This is a genomic window from Bdellovibrio bacteriovorus (genome assembly GCF_025558485.1).
GTDB classification, from domain to species: Bacteria; Bdellovibrionota; Bdellovibrionia; order Bdellovibrionales; family Bdellovibrionaceae; genus Bdellovibrio; species Bdellovibrio bacteriovorus_G.
The window spans coordinates 2,780,033-2,798,567 of sequence record NZ_CP102930.1; the positions used below are offsets into that span (position 1 = coordinate 2,780,033).

Annotated in this window: 17 protein-coding genes; 9 read left to right on the forward strand and 8 right to left on the reverse strand. The window is 49.1% G+C overall.

Features of this window, described 5'->3' with window-relative positions:
* Positions 1 to 101: 101 nt before the first annotated feature.
* The 6 genes from EZJ49_RS13645 to EZJ49_RS13670 are packed head-to-tail and all read left to right on the forward strand — an operon-like array spanning position 102 to position 5,947.
* Positions 102 to 740, forward strand: a complete 639-nt coding sequence (locus EZJ49_RS13645) for a PaaI family thioesterase (protein WP_262552747.1) — start codon at positions 102 to 104, stop codon at positions 738 to 740.
* 12 nt (positions 741 to 752) lie between these two features.
* Positions 753 to 2,360 (forward strand): carboxyl transferase domain-containing protein, encoded by a 1,608-nt coding sequence (locus EZJ49_RS13650; protein WP_262552748.1) that lies wholly within the window; start codon positions 753 to 755, stop codon positions 2,358 to 2,360.
* 2 nt (positions 2,361 to 2,362) lie between these two features.
* Entirely contained in the window at positions 2,363 to 3,142 is a 780-nt protein-coding gene (locus EZJ49_RS13655) for an enoyl-CoA hydratase-related protein (protein ID WP_262552749.1), read from the forward strand.
* The gene (locus EZJ49_RS13660) at positions 3,142 to 4,620 is read left to right on the forward strand and encodes an acetyl/propionyl/methylcrotonyl-CoA carboxylase subunit alpha (protein ID WP_262552750.1); all 1,479 of its coding nucleotides are present in this window, start codon (positions 3,142 to 3,144) and stop codon (positions 4,618 to 4,620) included. Before EZJ49_RS13655 ends, EZJ49_RS13660 begins: the two co-directional genes overlap by 1 nt.
* Positions 4,620 to 5,000 carry an acetyl-CoA carboxylase biotin carboxyl carrier protein subunit gene (locus EZJ49_RS13665; RefSeq protein ID WP_262552751.1) on the forward strand — a complete coding sequence of 127 codons (381 nt, stop codon included), beginning with the start codon at positions 4,620 to 4,622 and terminating at the stop codon, positions 4,998 to 5,000. Before EZJ49_RS13660 ends, EZJ49_RS13665 begins: the two co-directional genes overlap by 1 nt.
* A 5-nt stretch (positions 5,001 to 5,005) precedes the next feature.
* Positions 5,006 to 5,947 (forward strand): hydroxymethylglutaryl-CoA lyase, encoded by a 942-nt coding sequence (locus EZJ49_RS13670; RefSeq protein ID WP_262552752.1) that lies wholly within the window; start codon positions 5,006 to 5,008, stop codon positions 5,945 to 5,947.
* A 16-nt stretch (positions 5,948 to 5,963) separates the two neighbouring features.
* On the opposite strand, the gene EZJ49_RS13675 is transcribed toward EZJ49_RS13670, so the two are convergent.
* From EZJ49_RS13675 to EZJ49_RS13685, 3 genes are all read right to left on the reverse strand, one after another.
* Positions 5,964 to 6,533: a porin family protein gene (locus tag EZJ49_RS13675; protein WP_262552753.1), complete on the reverse strand. Its 570-nt coding sequence runs from the start codon at positions 6,531 to 6,533 to the stop codon at positions 5,964 to 5,966.
* Positions 6,534 to 6,591: 58 nt separating this feature from the next.
* Positions 6,592 to 7,206 carry a hypothetical protein gene (locus EZJ49_RS13680; RefSeq protein ID WP_410468739.1) on the reverse strand — a complete coding sequence of 205 codons (615 nt, stop codon included), beginning with the start codon at positions 7,204 to 7,206 and terminating at the stop codon, positions 6,592 to 6,594.
* Positions 7,207 to 7,269: 63 nt separating this feature from the next.
* Positions 7,270 to 8,070 (reverse strand): TIGR02147 family protein, encoded by an 801-nt coding sequence (locus EZJ49_RS13685; RefSeq protein ID WP_262552755.1) that lies wholly within the window; start codon positions 8,068 to 8,070, stop codon positions 7,270 to 7,272.
* A gap of 177 nt (positions 8,071 to 8,247) precedes the next feature.
* Between EZJ49_RS13685 and EZJ49_RS13690 the strand changes: the two genes are divergently transcribed.
* Positions 8,248 to 8,865, forward strand: coding sequence for a hypothetical protein (locus tag EZJ49_RS13690; protein ID WP_262552756.1), 618 nt, complete (start codon positions 8,248 to 8,250; stop codon positions 8,863 to 8,865).
* 47 nt (positions 8,866 to 8,912) lie between these two features.
* Here the strand turns inward: EZJ49_RS13690 and EZJ49_RS13695 are convergent, their stop codons facing one another.
* From EZJ49_RS13695 to EZJ49_RS13710, 4 genes are all read right to left on the reverse strand, one after another.
* The gene (locus EZJ49_RS13695) at positions 8,913 to 10,541 is read right to left on the reverse strand and encodes a lytic transglycosylase domain-containing protein (RefSeq protein ID WP_262552757.1); all 1,629 of its coding nucleotides are present in this window, start codon (positions 10,539 to 10,541) and stop codon (positions 8,913 to 8,915) included.
* 107 nt (positions 10,542 to 10,648) lie between these two features.
* A complete protein-coding gene (locus EZJ49_RS13700; RefSeq protein WP_262552758.1) occupies positions 10,649 to 11,722 on the reverse strand; it encodes a hypothetical protein in 1,074 nt (357 codons plus the stop codon).
* 197 nt (positions 11,723 to 11,919) lie between these two features.
* Positions 11,920 to 13,746, reverse strand: coding sequence for a TonB-dependent receptor plug domain-containing protein (locus EZJ49_RS13705; RefSeq protein ID WP_262552759.1), 1,827 nt, complete (start codon positions 13,744 to 13,746; stop codon positions 11,920 to 11,922).
* Between the two features lie 24 nt (positions 13,747 to 13,770).
* On the reverse strand, positions 13,771 to 14,367 hold the full coding sequence (locus EZJ49_RS13710; RefSeq protein WP_262552760.1) for an energy transducer TonB: 597 nt from the start codon (positions 14,365 to 14,367) through the stop codon (positions 13,771 to 13,773).
* Positions 14,368 to 14,565: 198 nt separating this feature from the next.
* On the opposite strand from EZJ49_RS13710, the gene EZJ49_RS13715 reads away from it, so the two are divergent.
* Both EZJ49_RS13715 and EZJ49_RS13720 read left to right on the forward strand, forming a co-directional pair.
* Positions 14,566 to 16,110 carry an ABC-F family ATP-binding cassette domain-containing protein gene (locus tag EZJ49_RS13715; protein WP_262552761.1) on the forward strand — a complete coding sequence of 515 codons (1,545 nt, stop codon included), beginning with the start codon at positions 14,566 to 14,568 and terminating at the stop codon, positions 16,108 to 16,110.
* 111 nt (positions 16,111 to 16,221) lie between these two features.
* Positions 16,222 to 17,706, forward strand: coding sequence for a hypothetical protein (locus EZJ49_RS13720; RefSeq protein WP_262552762.1), 1,485 nt, complete (start codon positions 16,222 to 16,224; stop codon positions 17,704 to 17,706).
* On the opposite strand, the gene EZJ49_RS13725 is transcribed toward EZJ49_RS13720, so the two are convergent.
* Positions 17,703 to 18,521: a DUF2799 domain-containing protein gene (locus tag EZJ49_RS13725; protein ID WP_262552763.1), complete on the reverse strand. Its 819-nt coding sequence runs from the start codon at positions 18,519 to 18,521 to the stop codon at positions 17,703 to 17,705. The two genes, EZJ49_RS13720 and EZJ49_RS13725, sit on opposite strands and share 4 nt — an antisense overlap.
* Positions 18,522 to 18,535 lie beyond the last annotated feature (14 nt).

Sequence of the window (18,535 nt, forward strand, 5' to 3'; positions counted from 1 at the left end):
CTCAGGGGTCCTCTCTCGGTTTACTCAGTGTGATAAAACTGACATCCTTATCCGACCATGATATTCCGTTTTTTTCAACACTCGTACAGAGAGGGTATCTCATGAACCAACAATGGCTGACAATCTTAATGTCGAAGGGGATTGAGCTGGAGCAAAACCTGCGTCAGCAGTTACAAAATGCCAAGGACGGACTGAAGTCCCAATTGGAAGATCGAGGCATTCGTTTGAGTGCCGCAGACCTGGCAGCACTTTTGGAAGAGGTGTCACCTAAAGCCTCGCATGCTGCCTTGAGTTATGCGCTTGATATTGTTCGCCCTTTTTCTGCCGGGATGGGTTTGAGAATCTCTCGGCTGTCAGACACGCAAGTGGAGATGGCAGTTCCGGCGCGCACTCGCAATTTGAATGAAGTTAAAACCTTGCACGAAGGGGCTTTGACGACAGCGGCGATTGAGGCGGCGAAACTTCTGTGGGCTCGTCATGCGCCGATGGGGACTTTTGATATTCATATCTCCCGTTTGGAATCTGAGTTTTTCAAAGTTACCAGTGATGAATGCCGTATCCGTATGGAGCTGCCTGAAACCACGCGCGAAGTGGTGCTGGCGGAAATTCGCGATCGTCGTGAATCCAAAGCCGATGCAGAGCTGAAGGTCTTTGATAGCAACGATCAGGCTGTGGCAGAGTTCCGTTTGCAAATGAGTTTTAAACACACACCGGCCCTCAGTGCTGGCGTGGAAGAATAAGCACAAGGTTCTATGGAAATTTTAGAGACACAAATTGATTCCAGTTCCCCTGATTTCAAACTCAACCGCGAGGCGATGCTTGGTTTCGTCAACGAGTGGCGTGAGCGTGTGAACCTGGTGAAACAAGGTGGTGGCGAGGATGCCACGAAGAAACACAAATCCCGTGGCAAGATGACAGCACGCGAACGTATCGAAGCGCTGGTCGATGGCGGTACTGCTTTCCTGGAGTTCTCGACTTTGGCGGCCTGGGACATGTACGAAGGCCAGGCGCCGGGTGCTGGCGTGGTGACGGGGATCGGTGTGATCCACGGAACAGAATGTGTGATCGTGGCCAACGATGCGACGGTGAAGGGTGGGACTTACTTCCCGATGACCGTGAAGAAGCATCTTCGTGCGCAGGAAATTGCTTTTGAAAACGGTCTGCCATGTATTTACCTGGTTGATTCCGGGGGCGCCTTCCTGCCCATGCAGGCGGATGTATTCCCGGATCGCGATCACTTTGGCAGAATTTTTTATAATCAAGCACGCATGTCAGCAGCCAACATCCCGCAAATTGCGGTGGTGATGGGATCTTGTACGGCGGGTGGTGCTTACGTTCCGGCGATGAGTGATGAAACAGTCATCGTTAAAGAAAACGGAACGATTTTCCTGGGCGGACCTCCGCTGGTGAAAGCCGCAACGGGAGAAGTTGTGGACGCTCAAGAGCTGGGTGGCGCACAAGTTCACTGTGAAACATCCGGTGTGACAGATCACTTCGCGGAAGACGATGAACATGCGATTGAGATCACACGTTCCATCGTGGCGCACTTGAATCACAAGCGCGCTGTGCAGTTGAAAACTCTTCCGGTGGAAGAGCCTTTGTTTGATCAAAAAGAACTTTACGGAATTATCCCGAAAGACAGCCGTGTGCCGTTTGATGTGCGCGAGGTGATTGCGCGTATCGTGGATGGCTCCAGATTCCATGAATTCAAGCCCTTGTACGGAAAAACTTTGGTGACGGGCTTTGCCCATATCTGGGGTATGCCTGTGGGTATTATCGCCAACAACGGGGTGCTATTCAGTGAAAGCTCCCTGAAGGCGGCTCATTTCATTGAGCTGTGCGAACAGCGCGAAGTGCCTTTGATCTTCCTGCAAAATATCACGGGTTTCATGGTCGGTAAGAAATACGAAAACGAAGGGATCGCCAAGCACGGAGCCAAAATGGTGATGGCGGTTTCCAATGCACATGTGCCTAAGTTCACAGTGGTGATCGGTGGGTCTTACGGTGCCGGAAATTACGGGATGTGCGGTCGTGCGTTCCAGCCTCGTCAGTTGTGGATGTGGCCGAATGCCAAGATCAGCGTGATGGGTGGCGAACAGGCGGCGAACGTGCTTCTGACTGTGAAAATGGATCAGATGGCGGCGAAAAAGCAAACGATGTCTGTTGAAGAACAGGCTGAATTCAAACGCCCGACTTTGGAAAAATACGAAAAAGAAAGTGCTTGTTATTATTCCTCCGCACGCTTGTGGGACGACGGGATCATTGATCCGGCCGACACCCGTCGGGTTCTGGCGCTGGGGATTTCTGCAAGTCTTAACAAGTCCTGGGGTGAAAAGTCCCAAGGCGTCTTCAGGATGTAATTATGTCTTTTGTTGTTGTCACAGAAATGAATCAGGTGGCCTACGTAAAGCTTCATAGGCCTGAAGTTCGGAACTCTTTCAACCCCGAGATGATTGCGGAGCTGACTCAGATCTTTACGGATTTGGAGGTTCGCAAGGATCTGCGTGCAGTGGTTCTGCAAGGCGAAGGCAAAGTCTTCTGTGCCGGGGCGGACTTGAACTGGATGAAAGAGATGGTGAATTTTTCTTTCGACCAGAACCGTGAGGATTCTTTGAAACTTTACGGCATGTTTGAAGCCATCGCCCAGTGCAGTCTGCCGGTGATTGGTATGATTCACGGTGCGGCCTTTGGCGGCGCTTTGGGGCTTGTCGCGGTTTGTGATGAGGTGATTGCTGAAGACAATACGCAGTTCTGCTTTAGTGAGGTGAAGCTGGGGATTGCCCCCGCGGTGATCAGTGCTTTTGTTAATAAAAAAGCTGTGGCCGGAAAGGTTCGTCCTTTGATGCTTTCCGGGGTGGTGTTTAACGCTCATGTGGCTCACCAGGCCGGTCTTGTGACTGAAGTGGTGGTGGCGGGTGAAGGTCATACTGTTTTGCAGAAAGTTTTGCATAACTATATGCAGTGCGGACCGGAAGCTGTTCGTGAGACCAAAAAACTTTTAAATGATCTGGACACTTTAAGCTGGGCTGATCAGCGCAGTCGTACGACGACTGTGATCGCTGAACGTCGCGCAAGCCCCGAGGGGCAGGAGGGATTGAAATCCTTCCTTGAAAAACGCGAACCTGCATGGAGACTTTCCTAATGAAAAAATTCACTCGTATTGCCATTGCCAACCGTGGTGAAGTGGCTGTTCGTATTATCAAGGCCTGCGAAGAAATGGGGATTGAAACCGTTCTTTTGCACTCTGAAGCCGACATCAATTCCCGTGCTTACAGAATGGCGACAAAGACCATCTGCATTGGTCCGGCACCCACTGCCGAAAGTTATCTGAATATCGAAGCCAACATTAATGGAGCTTTGGCTGGCGGCGCACAGGCGATTCATCCGGGTTTTGGTTTCCTGTCTGAAAACGCGGATTTTGCAGAGGCCGTTGGTAAGGCTGGTTTGACCTTTATCGGTCCGTCGCCAGAAGCGATTCGTTCTTTGGGTGACAAGGTTCATTGCAAGGAACTGGCAAAGCAGGCGGGTCTTCCGCTGGTGCCGGGATATCAGGGCGAAAACCAGGACGTGGCTCATTTGATCGTCCAAGCTGAAAAGATCGGCTATCCGGTGATCGTAAAAGCCGCCGCTGGTGGTGGTGGCCGTGGGATGAAGCTTTTGAAGTCCTCTGCCGAGGCACACGAACTGATTGAATCCGCACAGCGCGAGGCGCAGTCGGCTTTTGGTTCGCCGAAAGTGTTTTTGGAAAAATATCTGGATCGTGCCAAACACATCGAATTCCAGGTCTTTGGCGATAGCACGGGAAATGTTCAGCATTTCTTTGACCGTGAATGTTCGGTTCAGCGCCGTCACCAAAAGATCATCGAAGAAGCCACGTCCCCATCTTTGACGGATGAATTGCGCCGTCGCATGGGCGAAGCTGCATGTGCGATTGCCACCTTGGGTAAATACAAAGGGGCGGGAACTGTTGAGTTCCTTTTGCAGGACGGGGAATTTTATCTTCTGGAAGTGAACACCCGTTTGCAGGTTGAACACCCGGTGACAGAAGAAGTTCTGGGTGTGGATCTGGTTAAAATGCAGATCCTGACAGCGCAAGGGGATTACGTTCACGATGCAAAACAGATTCGAGTTCCTCGTGGTCATTCTATCGAATGTCGTATCTATGCTGAAAACCCATACCTGGGGGGCGTCCCGTCCACAGGTCTTCTGGGCCATGTGCAGTGGCCGGAGGGCCCGGGCCGTCGTTATGAATACGGTTTTGATGCGAACGACACGATCACACCTTTCTATGATCCGATGATCGCAAAAGTGATTGTCTGGGACGAAAACCGTTCGCGTGCAATTCAAAAAATGATCCGCGTGTTGAAGGATTCTGTGGTGTTTGGTGTTCATACGAACATTCCGTATTTGATCGAAATTCTTTCACACAAAGAATTTGTCATGGGCACAATGACGACCCGATTTATTGAAACTTATTTCAGTGAATCCTTGAAAGAGCCGGCATTGACAGACATCGAAAAAACAGTGGCTGCCGGGGCCCTTTTGCAGTTGCGTGGCGGGGTGAATGCTGTTGCCACAACATCCTCATCCCCTTGGGCATCTTACTGGAGAGGTATCTAATGGAAGTGAAAGTGCGTATCGACGGCGTTGATCACAAGGCGCAAGCCCAACTGATTCAGGGCACTTTGTGGGTTCACTATAATGGCCGGGTTTTCACTCAAGAGACCTCCACCGGACGAAAGTCCCGTAAAAAAGGTGGTGCGGGAGGATCCTCGGATCAGGTGATGGCACCTATGCCGGGGAAAGTGACCAAGCTTCTTGTGGCCGTGGGCGCGGCCATTGAGCCAGGGCAGCCGGTTCTGGTGATGGAAGCCATGAAAATGGAGTACACTTTAAAGGCAGAGATTGCCGGCACCATCGACAGCATCAACTGTGCTGTGGGTGAACAGGTGGCTTTGGGTAAAGCTCTTGTGAAAATTAAACCAGTATCCGATAAGTAAGCTCTATGAAAAAGTCAGTTGTTATTGTGGAAATGGGATTAAGAGATGGTTTGCAGAACGAAAAAACTGTTCTGGATGCCGATACTCGGGCGGAATTCGCAAGACGATTGATTGTGGCGGGAACAAAGCGTGTTGAAATCGGCGCGTTTGTTTCCCCGACCTGGGTTCCGCAGATGGCGGGGACAGCGGAAGTTGTGCAAAAGGCCTTTGCGCTGGTGAAGTCCGGGGCAGTTCCCAAGAAAACAGAATTCTCTGTTTTGGTTCCCAACGAGCGTGGCATGATGGATGCCATCGCCAGTGGAGTGAAAGAAGTCGCCATCTTCGCGGCTTGTTCAGAATCTTTCTCTTTAAAAAATATCAACTGTTCGATTGATGAAAGCTTCAAACGTTTTGAGCCGGTGATGGCTTTGGCGAAAAAGCACAAAATCAAAGTTCGCGGTTATCTGTCCACATGCTTTGGCTGTCCGTTTGAGGGCAAGGTTTCTGAGGCCAAAGTGGTAAAGCTTGCGCAACGTATGCACAAGCTGGGCGTTTATGAGCTTTCCATTGGCGACACCATTGGTGTGGCTGATGTGGGGCAGGTGGAATCACTTTTCCGCAAGTTGAAAAAAGTCGTCCCGGCGAAAAAACTGGCAGGTCATTTCCATGACACTCGCGGGCAGGCTTTGGCGAATATTCTTGCCGCGTTCAAGGTGGGCATCACAGTTTTTGACACCAGTCTGGGCGGTTTGGGCGGATGCCCCTATGCTCCGGGCGCCACGGGTAATGTGGCGACAGAAGATGTCGTGTACATGTTCCATGGTATGGGCGTGAAGACGGGTTTGAATCTGGATAAGCTGATAGAGATCAATCCGTGGATGGCCGAAAAAATTCAGCATCCGCTTCCTTCGAAGGTGGGGAAAGTTGGCAAGTTAAAGCCGCTGGGAAAAGTTCAAGCCAAGGTTTAAAACCCTGGCTTTTTTCTTAGTAGCCCACTCCGAAAGACAGAGTGTGCTGGAATTCATTCTTGGACATGTCAGAGTAGTCCTTAAACACCATGGTCGTTCCGGCATTCAAAGAAAACACCCCCAAACGAATACCCAGATTGATACCTGCATAGGGATCATACTTCAGATCTTTATCCTTGGTGGTGACCACGCCACCGGAAGTTGTTTCCTCTTTTCCCTGGGTGGCCTGGGCGCCTAAGCGACCGGTTGAAAAGAAGTAATTGTTAAAGCGATAAGTGGAACGAATGCCCAGTTTGTATTTGTCGTCCTGATGATAGATTTTTTCCGGCGCAGTGGAATAGGTTTCAGTGTCCGAGGCGCGTGTGTATTCTGCTTCGGCAGAAAGAATATCCTGTCCCGCTGTCAGGCGCAGACCGTACATGGTGCGGGTGGCAAGATGGCCTTTAGGATAAGAGCGATAAACTGTCTCATAGCCGTATAGAGGCTCTACGGAATATCCTGACCCCTTTGCCAGCGTGAAAGAACGGGCTGTGGCTATGCTGGATGCCAACAGAATTGTCAGAGAGATAAAGATTGAGCTGCGCATAGAAACTCCTATTGTATCCTTATCGGACAACGTATTCCCGGAGTTGACAGCCCAAGGTCTAGAAGAACAGTTTCAGATTTAGCAGTGCCGAGCTGATCATCCCCTTGCTGGTTTCTTTGGAGGAAGCCGTACTGACATTGAGTTCCGTGCCAGCGGATCTGCCGATGTATTCAATGGCAAAATTATCTGTAAAGAACCAACCCAGCCCCAGAAGTGCGCCGATGCCATTTTTGACCTCTAAAGACTGGGCCCCCATGGCGGTGGTGAACTTGGTTATTCCATAGGTTATTGCAATAGGAATATAGAAGGATTCCCAGCGATAGTGAGCCCCCACGTACAGGAAATGCGTTTGATATTTGGAGGCATCTGAAGAAACCGGAACAGAGGTTCCGTTGATAGTGGCTTTGCTGACAGAACGTTCGGCGCCATAGTGGAATCCGGAGATCACACCCCAGGCGTGTGGGCTGGTATCCCAGAGATTAATACCGAGTTCGACAGCGCTTTGGTATTCCAGATCATAATTTGCAGAATAAGGCATTCCGCCGCTGACACCTGTTCCGGAAAGCTTAACCAGATAGTTTGGGCTGTACCCAATTTGCAGTCCCACGCGCCAGTCAGCCATCACAGGTGAAGCGCATGCCATCGCCAGCAGAATAAAAGCAATAAATCTCACCATCGTCCTCCTTGGGAAAGAATAAGGACGTCGGGGGATTTTTGTAAACTATAAACTATTTATCTATTCCAAGGTATTGAGCTTTGCGGGTGTGCCCCCGCACGGCATCAGTTGAATGGAGAGCTGATAAACGGCGCTTTTATCGCCTTTGCCTTTGAACCTTTTTGCGAAGCCTTTTTTCATTTTGTCGATATACTCAATGGCTTCCGGCACCAGGCTTGGATCAAACACGGTGAACATCATGCTGAAATCAGAAGTGTCCTTGGCTTTGTTGCTTTCCAGAACTTGCACAGCGTTTTTTAATGCTTCCGTTTTACTGGTGTGAATACTTTCTGCCAGACGGGAGCGATCTGTGAAATAGAACTGAGCGGTGTTGCGCAGGCGTTCCTGATGTTCCTGAACGATGCCTAACCTTTTCAGGCGATCCACAGCTTCCTGAGCTTCGGTGAAAGAGATTCCAAAGTAATCTGCAATGCTTTGCACGCTTCCATCATAGTGAGCTGAATCAAAGAAGGTGACCATGGCCAGATGGTACCACTTTTTAAAGAACATTAGTTCATCTTCAGGAATACGCTGAGAAAGGATTTCCTGCGGTAGGGTCTTTGTGGCCGGGTAGAAGTCCTTGAACGCCTCAAGACAATCCCAGGCTTTGGCATCCTGAGGGGCAATCTCTGTAAGAACTTTTTTTACGGTGGATTTATTCATAACCCTTTTGCCGTGCAGCGCCTGGGACAGGGTGGACGCGCTGACGCCGACCTTCTTGGCGAAGGATCTTAACGAAAATTGCGGATTGCGGGTTTGAATATCGGCCAGATGGCTTTTAATCAGAGATAGGACGTACTGGTTGGCTTCCAAAAGTTCCATATAGCAACAACTTTAAGGTGGGAAAAGGGATCTTTGAAGTCTTTAGTGGCGAGCCACAGGAAAACTGGACAGGGCGCGGTGTTTCCCTCGAAACGGGGGAGTAAAAATTTTGGATTTTTCTTGCCCGATCTGCCCTGATTTGGTGTAGAAGAAGCCAATCAAAATTTCGGAGGGTTTATGTTTAAAGTTTCTGCGAGTTTATTCCTGTCTCTTGTTTTGTCTGCAGGTTGGGCTTTTGCTGACGCAGTTGAAACACGCAAAGTTTTCGATGGCATGTCTGTACACTGCCAAGCCAATCAAGATTTGAACAATAAAGGTTTCTTCCTTGATGGTGTTCAGGCTCAGGATCTTGGCGACGGCATGACTCGTATTTTCATGAGCCCTAACTTTGTGAAATGCACGAATCAAGGTTGGCAGAGCATTTCTTCCGAACAATTCCTGAACTACACGGTGGTTGGTTTGGATGACAAAGTTTATTCTGTTCAAGGGACTGCTCCGGAAGTTCTGCTGGTGGATACCAACTGGCAAACATATCGTTTGATGCCACTGGATAAGAACGTGGCTATTGACGTACGTTCTGTGGATTTCATGACCTCACAACAACAGGAGCAACTGAAGCGCGATGGCCGTTTGGTTCTGCAACTGGATGTGTCTTTAAGAAGTCATGTTATGTATTCCACTGAGGGTGGAGAATCCACCAGCATGGGTTATCGTACAACAGGTGCATTCCGTTTGTATCTGCATCTGGAAATGGGACAGGATGGTTTGACAGTCACTTCTGTTGAAGCCCGTTAAGTTCTGAATTTTTTCTTGAATGAAAAGGCACCCATCGGGTGCCTTTTTTATTTGTCTCTTCGGGCAGAGACCTGACCGGCGATTTCAGTTGGCAGAACCAGCTCTGGATAAAGCTTCGAGTACCAGTACTGATTTCTTAAAATCCCGGCGACATATTCACGGGTTTCATCAAACGGAATCAGATCCACAAATAAAAGGGGATTATCCACCGGATAGCGTTTCATCCACTTTCTGACATTTCCAGAACCGGCATTGTAGGACGCCAGTGCCTTCATGTGATCATTCTTATACTCTTTCACCAAGGCAGCAAAATAACGTGCCCCCAGTTGGATGTTTGTGGCCGGGTCCAAAAGCTCTTTATCTGAAACCGGACGACGGCGCAGATCGCTTGCTGTGCCTGGCATTAACTGCATCAGTCCTGCAGCCCCCACGGGGCTCTTGGTATTGGGATTGAAAGAACTTTCCTGTCTCATCAGGGAAATCAGCAGGAATGGGTCCTGATCGCGGTGATGTTTCATCACCAGATCTGAAAATGCCAGCGGGTAATAATAAGAAAGATTCTTCAGGGTTTTATATTCTGGATGTCTTTGGAACAGACGACTTAGCACCATGAAGCGCTGATGATTCATGTCTTCAAACTTCGCCAGAAGGGTTGCCACATAAAGCTGAAACCCTGGTTCAGCATCTGCCAGCTCTGCATAGTCGATAAATTCCAGTGTTCTTTTCGCCAGCACATCCTTTTGTTGTTCAAGGAAGTGTTCAACCAGTTGAATGGCGCCATTTAAATCTTCAAAAGAACTTCGTGTTTGTATGCGTTGATCGCGAAGCTCGGAAACCTTCTGATAAGGTCCGTCCTCCATCGTCGCATAGTCGGTCAGAATATGATAGCTCAGCGGGAAATTGGTAAAGTGGTCTTCCATTGCGCCTTCAGAAACATCATTCCCCTGTTCGCGCTCACTGTGATTGATCCAGAACTGAGCGCGCGAAGTCAGCGAGACATCCTTGGAAACATCAGAAAGTTTTCTTAGGAAACGGGTCGCGGCTTCCGGTTGATTTTGCCAGACTTCCAGCAATCCTCCACGATACAGGCCAAGCTCGCTGATTTCCTGATCGGAACCGCAGTCCATCGCTCGGGAATAAAGTGCGCGGGTTTCATTCAGGACTTTCTGGTTTGGAAGCTTTTCCTCCAGCTTGAAGGCCAGAGCGGCAATCACATGGGGTGACACGCAGACAGATTTTTTGGTGATTTGTTCGGAAAGCTGCTGGCGTTCTTTCGGGCTAAGGCGCGCGATGGCTCTGATGCCTTCTGTGGCGCTGGTGTTGGTGATTTTATTCCATTTTTTCTGGCGAACCAGCTTTGAAATATCCGCGGCCTTCAGGCGCAGGTCTTTATTCTTCGCAGAAGCACTTTTGTCTTTATAGAAGCTCTTGCACAGCACTTCATTGCGTTCGATATGGCAGCCTTTATAGCGGGCAGCAAAGAAATTATGCTTTTCACTGAGTTGAATAAACAACTCGGCGGCCTCTTTATGCTCCAGAGAAACCGGGGAAGGGCTGGCCTGTACATTTTGTAGCATGTGACCAAAACCGGCATCGAAATAGCAGCCCGCCACCGCCCCGATCAGGGCAAGGAAGCTTGAAATCACTAATAAAGTTGAGAACCGGTTTTTTTTCATATCTCTTGCCAAGGGGTAATTGCACTAAGCGTACCCTTTGAGGCCTAAGCAAAAGAAAATGAACGTTTGTTTAAGTGTGGAGGAAATGTCTCAGTATGAGACTCAGCTTACGAGCCCTGACAGGACTTCACTTTGGATGGTGTGAAATTATAGATCATGGTGCCGCCATCCTTCAGGACGCCTTTTTTCAGCTGATCCAGATACGGGGGCGCAGCACCCAGTGTGGTTCTGCCACGAGATCTGGTGTCCAGAGTTCCAGCAACTCCCAGACAGCCTTGTGTCGGTGTATAAGGGTCCCAGCCATGCAGCAAAACGCCGCGACTGTGAATGTCCTGATTTTCAGGTTCCAGCCCCACAAGCTCGATGCCATCGCGGATGTTGCCACCCCGCGGAGGATTGTAGGCCTTTGTCATGATGGCTCCATTGGGAGTTTTCAAGGATCCTTTGCCGTTACCGAAGCCGCCTTCACCACGGGAAACCCATAGAGGATTTTTATCCAGTACTGAAGCCACAGAGCCGTCGGCATTCAGAATCCACATCTTTCCCATGACGCCACCGTTGGAGAAGTCGTTGAAGATAAAGACGTCGTTTTTAACTTTGTCTTTGTTCTTCTTTAAAGCCTCCAACGCTTGCTTCAGACCGCAGTTTAAAGTCTTGTCGTTTTGCAGAGCTGTGGGGAAGTTTTTCTCATCACAGTTTTCTGCATTTTTTGGATTGAGCATTTTATTTGTTTTCTCAATCTTTTCAGTCATGGCATCGGCCATGGCGACGGACTCGTTGACCTCGACTCCTTTGCTGACAGGAGGCGTGGACTTTTGCGAGCCAAGACCGAACAGCCCCAGGAACCATTCAATCAGATTGAAGCTGCCGGTCTTGTAAGCGGGAACGTCCGTGTTCAGGGTGCAATTGGTGGTTGAGCCTGAACCGGAACAGGTTGCGGATTCGGTGGTAAGGTCTGCCTGTTGAACCACTAAACTTGAATTTTTCGCCAGAGCCTGAAGATCGGCGCTGTCCGAGGAATCATCGGTGCCTTTGATTTCAGTGACCTGATAAAGGCTGTTGTTTTCCACTTTCTTCAAAAAACCACTGCCACCTTCGTATTGAGGGCTGACGTAGCGGGTATTTTCATTCACGGGCTTCAATGTGACGGAAGAATTTTTTGGAAGAGCGCCAATAGGCATAACGGCTTCTGTATCAGAAGCGGCACCACAAACCGAGTGGAGAGAGAATACCAATGCCCCAAGTAAAATGGATCTCATTGATTCAATGTAAATGAAAAACACTCTGATAAGTAAGACCAGTTTGTGTCAATTGACGTTTTGGTCCTGTTCCGGGAAGTTCGCAAGGGATGTGGGAACCCCTTGCGCTGTTCTTAGGTCTAGAACCAGAACTCTGCACCGACAGAGGCGTTGAAGCCGTCTGCAAGGTAACTGTAGGTCTCTTGATAACGATTGTTGGTCAAATTATTCAGGCGTGTGAACACCGTGCGATCCGGAGTCCACGCGTAGGAGTAAGCCGCGTTGGTGATCACATAACCCGGATTTACAGTAGGTGCAGATTGGAAGCCCGTGTCCGTGCGAGTGCCAGCACCGATAAATTCGATGGAGCCTGTGTGTTTGTCCAGAGCGTGAAGGTACTTCAAACTTCCGTTCACCAATGGACGACGCAACAGCCAACGATCGTTGTCCACGTCGCGAGGTTCCTGATAGCCATAGGTGGCAATCAAGGTTCCATTTTCAACCGGGCGTAGAGTGTAAGTCACGTCCACACCACGAGTTTTGGATTTGGAAACGTTATTGTATTTCATTGTCGGGAAGGTGCCTGTGATCTGCAACAAGTCGGTGAACTCTGCATAGAACAAGGTCACAGACAGATTCTGTTGTTCGGAGATAGCCCATTCCTGCATCAGGCTGTACTGGATGGCCTTTTCTGTTTTCAAATCCGGATTTCCATAAGATGAGAAGAGCTGGAACAAAGATGGAATCTTATATCCGGAAGCGACTTCCAATTTGGTTTTTTCAAACAGAGTCAAACCCAGTTGATAAGTGGAAACCGGATCCTGGTCGTCCCAGTTTTCCAGACGGCCTCCGACGGCCAAAGAAAAGCCCGGTGTCCAAGTATAGTCAGTTTTTAGGAACAGACCTCTTTGTTCGCTGAACTTGTTGACGGTTTCGGTCCCTTTGTTTCTGTAAACGAAGTCTTCATAGATATAGCTTAAGCCCCCGTTGACGGACAGCTGTTCACTTTTGTGTGGAGTGAAGTCCACGCGCGCTGTTTTCAGGTTGGCGCCATAGCGTTGTTCTGTGCCGGTGGGATTATTCACGTCCGGCGGAGTCGTTGCAGGCCAGTCGTATTTGCGCAAGCTGTTCTGCATGCTCAAGGCCAGGCGTGGTTCCCACGCAATGTCATTAAACTTCAGATGAGTGGATGCGGCAGACTGACGGGTGTAGGTTTCAAAACCTTCCGTATCATAAATTCTGTTGGAGGCGCGGTCTGAGCCCGGGGAATTATTCAGATCCTGAAGGAAGCTGCCTTTCACGTGGCCTTCAACAGATCCTTTCCATGCGTAAGCGGCATCCCCGTTCCAGTTATTTTGCGCATAGCTTTTGTCAGAATCCTCGACGGGTGATCTGGAGTCTTTCCATGAACCATGCCCGCGCATCAGGAAGGCATGGGTTTCATCCAGCGCTTCTGTGTGGACGGCAGTCACATCACGGAAGTTTTGAGTTCCGGCCTGAACCTGCAGGCCGGTTTTGGTTTTAAATTCCTGGGGAATGGTGTCGATCTTGATCACGCCACTTAGAGCCTGTCCTCCGTAAAGAACTGTTTGGCCGCCTTTGATGATTTCAATACGACGAACGGATTTAATATCCAGAGAGTTCAGATTGAAGGTCCTCTGGATGGTGGAGGCGTCATAAAAAGGCACACCATCAACGATGATCATCACATGGCTGGAATCCCCGCCGCGGATAAAAATGGAGTTGGGTTGGAAAGCCGTACTGACAACAGTGACGTTGGCCTGACTGGACAGCAAGCTGGTGATATTTGGCGCACGGGATTCTTTAATGGTCTTTTCGTCGATAATGACTTTGTCGGAGGTGTTAAAAACAACATCCTCAACCACGGTTTCAAAACTGGGAATGGATTCCTGGGCAGAGGCCACAGCCGTCATAAGCAGGCTGGCAAGAAGAACAGAGTATTTCACGTTGTATCCTTTAGACGTACAGACTTAATTGACTTCCAACTTAAATCTATAGGTGTAACGGATCTTAACGGCAACTGATTCCTTGCCTTTGAAAGCTGGTTGAAATTCAAAGCTCTTTAGTGCTGCCACGGCGGATTCATTCAAACCATGGCCGGGACCGCTGATCACCGTGACTTGTCGCACTTGGCCTTCGCGGTCTATCAGGATTTCAAGCAGAACCGGGCCATCGATCCCGGCTTTTTTTGCCTCGGCGGGATACTGCGCTTTTACTTCGTGTTTTACTTTGGGAAGGTGGGTGATTTCGCTCCAGCCCACAACCGGGGTGGAATCATCACCGAAGTTTTCTGATCCAGCAGCGGCAGAATCTGCTGTGGAAGTTTGTTCTGTCTGGCTGTCGGCAGATGGGGCCGATGCTGAAGGTGCCGCGGGGGCTTGCGCAGAAATGATTTTTGTTGGCGGACTTTTGCTTGCAGGTGCAAGAGCCGCTGCTGGACTGACAACGGTCAGATCCACCACTTCGCCAATCTCAGTCTGAGAAGAAGGTGTAGAAAGACTTAAGGTCCCCAGGGCCAGCAAGTGCAAAACAAATGATAAAAAGAGGCAGAAAATCAATATCTTCAAGCACTATGAACTTCTCATAAATCTTTCTTAAGTCAATATTCGGGGCTTTGGTTCGGGGGCTTGTGACTTCAACAAACTTGTAGTAGTCTATGAAAGTCGGGCGCTAAACCCGACGTCTATGAGAAATTAATCCGTCGTTTTACTCCTTTTCTAAGAACATTCTTAGGCCCATTCAGGGCTACGGACGGATATTTTAATATGCAAAATCAATTATTTCAGGTGACTGCAAAGTCCCTGAGCTACGAGCTTCCTCGTGGGGAAATGCTTTTTTCAGATATTTCATTTACGTGGAATTTCCGTCGCTGTGCTTTGGTCGGCCCCAATGGGGTGGGTAAAAGCACGCTGGCAAAAATTATCGCCGGTATTTTAAGGCCTGCCAGTGGGGATCTGCTGGTGGACCACAAGGTTCTGTATCTGGCGCAATTACAGGACCGCCCATCAGGCACGGTGGCAGAGTATCTGATGGCTTTGTGGGAAAGTCCGCTGGCGGATTCCGCTTTGTGGGGGCCATTGCTGCAGGATGTGCCGTTGGAGCGACCTGTGACAGAGCTCAGTGGCGGCGAATGGACACGTGTGCGGATTGCTGAAACGTTATCTCAAGGTGCGGGGCTTCTGATTTTGGATGAACCAACAAACAATCTGGATCGTGAAGCACGGGTGTTGATTCGCGATTTTGTCCGTCGGTATTCCGGCGCCTTGTTGGTGATCAGCCATGACCGCGAGCTGTTGGAGGAAGTGGACGGAATTTGGGAGCTTTCCAGCCAGGGGTTGCAAAGTTATGGTGGACCCTATTCGGAATATGAAGAACAAAAATCCGCAGAGCGTGAGCTGCTGGCGGACAGAATAGACCGCGTCCGCCGCGAAAAAAAGAAGGTGGAAAGAGAACATCAGGAAAAGCTTCGCACGCAGGAAAAGCGCATGCGCGTTGGACAGGCGCTGGCGGATAAAGGTGGATTGCCGCGCATTATCGTCGGAGGCCTGAAGCGACGGGCTCAGGAAACTCACGGAAAGATTCAGGCGCGTGAGGAAAAGCGTGTGGAAAAATCCAAAGAGGAACTGGGGGGTCTGATTCAGAGTCAAAAATCTGAAACCCGTCTGGGGCTGGACTTGACGGCATCGGCCGTTCCAGAGGGAAAACTGATTTTCGAGTTACAGGATTTCAATCTGCGCTATGAAAATCAAAATTTCCTTTGGTCGGAACCTTTGACTGTGACGATGCGTGGGCCTCAGCGCTGGGCTTTGTCTGGGCGAAATGGTGCTGGTAAGAGCTCCCTGATAAAAGCTTTGTTGGGACAGATGCCCGTGTGCTTCAGCGAAGGGACTTGTCGGTTGGGCGAAGTGCAGGTGCGTTTATTAGATCAGCAGTATTCACTGTTAAATCCTGAATTGTCTGTGCTGGAAAATATTCTGGAACAAGGACAGCGTGATCCGGTTCAGGTGCGCAACCAACTGGCGCGTTTTCAGTTTATGCGCGAGATGGTGCACCGGCAGGTACGTGATCTTAGCGGTGGCGAAAAATTGAAAGCGGCCTTGGCGAAGATCTTTCTGTCAGACCCGGCAGCACAGTTTCTGATTCTGGACGAGCCCACAAACAATCTGGATCTGGACAGTTTGCAGGTTTTGGAAACCGCTTTGTTGGATTATCGGGGAGCCCTTTTGGTGGTCTCGCATGATGAAAGATTTCTACAGGCGGTGGAGGTCAGTTCACGTATAGAATTGAACGGTAGGAATGTCAGTCGTTGATCTAAAGCGGAGGCCCAGCCTTTGCAATCTGTACGGATTGCTATGCTTGCTCGTTGGTTGACCACCCTTAGTTTCCTGTGTTTTGGCCTACTTAGCCTTTTTGTCGTGCAGATGACAAGAAGGCCGCTCTGTATTGAATCCAAGGTTGTCGAAAGAATCGACAGACTGGGAGTGAAGGGCACGGACACAGTCTATCGCTGTGCCGTGAACAAGGAAACTCCGTTTAGTACATACTTTAGCGAACAAAGCCGGGATCTGACCTATCGAATTCAGAAAACTGAACGTCTGTTGGAAAGCATCGAGTCCTTTGAAAGAAAAGTGCAGCTGACCATTATGGAGGACCGTCCTTATCTGTTTAAGGTTCGCGGTCATCATATCTTTATTGGTGAAAAGCTTTTGGCTGCTCCGGGGCATTTGGAAAAAGCACTGGCAAAAGTCTGGTATCGAGAGCGCAACGACGGCTTCTTTGCCCAGCAGGCTTTGATGGAAGAGGTCTTTACCGACTTCCTGGTCTATTTGGATTTGGGGGATCTGGATATTGGAGATCCAAACACTCATCTGAAGACAGCTTTGCGCAAAGTAAAGTGGCCCTATGTGTTGAAGTCCGTTCCTGCCTATTGCGATTCTTCATGGAAGCAGTCCGAACACTTTGGTTTGTGTCAGGATAAAGAGGAAGCCACCGAGATTTTGGCTGATCAAGTGGTGGAGATGAGTCTGCGCCCGTTATTGGTGACCAGTTGGGTGAATGCTTACCGTGGTCTTTCCATGAAAGAACGCTTTGACTTCTATCGCATGATTCCAACCTTGTTGCGTTCGGAGCATTCTGAGCCCCTGCCGATTGTGGGTGGTGCTTTCGTGGGTGAAAGAACCACGACCTTGCTGAAGGCGGCCGAAGCCATTAAAAATGTGAACATGTTTGTTTCCAAGACGAAAGCGATCAAGGATTCGGAAAGTCATCGTGTCTTTGTTGCCAACTTCACCAATGAATTGCACAGCAATGGTTTTCAGGATGCTTTTGCCGAGGCCTCATTTGATATTCTTTTTATCGCACATGGTGATCTGACGGAAAAATCGGCGGTCTTAAAACATTTTATGAAGATCGCCAAAGCTCAGCCAAAAGTTCAAATTGCCCTGCGCGATGATGAAAATCTTTGGATGCTTCCGTCCAAATATCCGATTCCGGTAAAATCCTTTGGTGAAATCAGATCCACGCGCACTATTGTTGAAAAGTGCGGTGGTTATAACTTCAGCTATGTGATGGATTATGCCGACGAAACTGAAAAGCTGCTGGTTGTGGATCACTGCGATCTGGATAAAGAAATTCATTACAGCCGCTATCTGAAAGAAGGCGCAGAAGGTTTTGGTGCGGAAAACAAAGGAACAGCTTTTGTTCAGTTCCATCTGCCATCATTGCTAATGAAAAAGACCGAGCTGGAACAGGTTTCCAACGTTTTTGAATTCATTCAAAAACGCGATGTGGAAAGCACATCCTTTAAAAGCCTTGGCTGGCGTGAGGTTCATTGGAGCGAGCAGGCCAACGCCTATCAACCGAAGGCCTACGTTGACGCGATTGAATGGTTCCGTGTTCCAAACTAGGGATGTTCCAGACTGGGAAGTTCTTCACGATAACTGTTAATTTCCTGATTTAATTTATCGCGACTGGATTCCAGATTTCTAAGATCGCCCTCCAGATTGGACACTTCCGAACGTTTCATGGACAGATCTGTGTCCACGGACTGAATTTGGGCACTGAAATGTGTCACCAGATAAGGTTGTTTCGCACTTACAGCGGCATTCTTTTGAGATTCCAGATTGTTTTTCTGGGATTCCAGCATGTGCAAAGATCCCTTGGCAAAAGATAAAGAATTTCTTTTGGCTGCAATGTCCATATCAATGCTGCGAACCTGTTTGTCTTTGCTGTCGATCAAAGACTGCACATACTTGCGGCGGCCTTTGCGATATTCTGGCAGGAAACCGGATTCAAGATCTTTCGGGCAGACATTCTGATAGCGCTTTCCGGAAGTCCCGGCCGTAAAACCGTTGGATTTGGCGCAATAGTCACGGATGCCTTTTTGATGCTCGGAAATCAACACGTTGATTTGTGGCCCCTCACAAAGATCACGGGAAAACAGATCACCACCTTTTCCCAGTATATAAGTGTTGGTACCGACGCAGTATTTTTCCACACCGCTTTTAAAGCCACGGTCCAATTGGGATTCCTGAATGTCTGCTTCGACCTTGCGGCATTCGTTTAAAGTGGTGTCCGCATTCAGCCATTGACCGCGCATGGCCACTTTTTGTCCGTGTTCAAACCAGTTGATCTCTTCGCAGCTTTTTTTCTTAAAGTAGCTGGCACAGCCTGCTAGTTGCAGCATCAAAACAACAAAAATGATTTTGGAAACTGGTTTCAAAACAAACTCCTTAA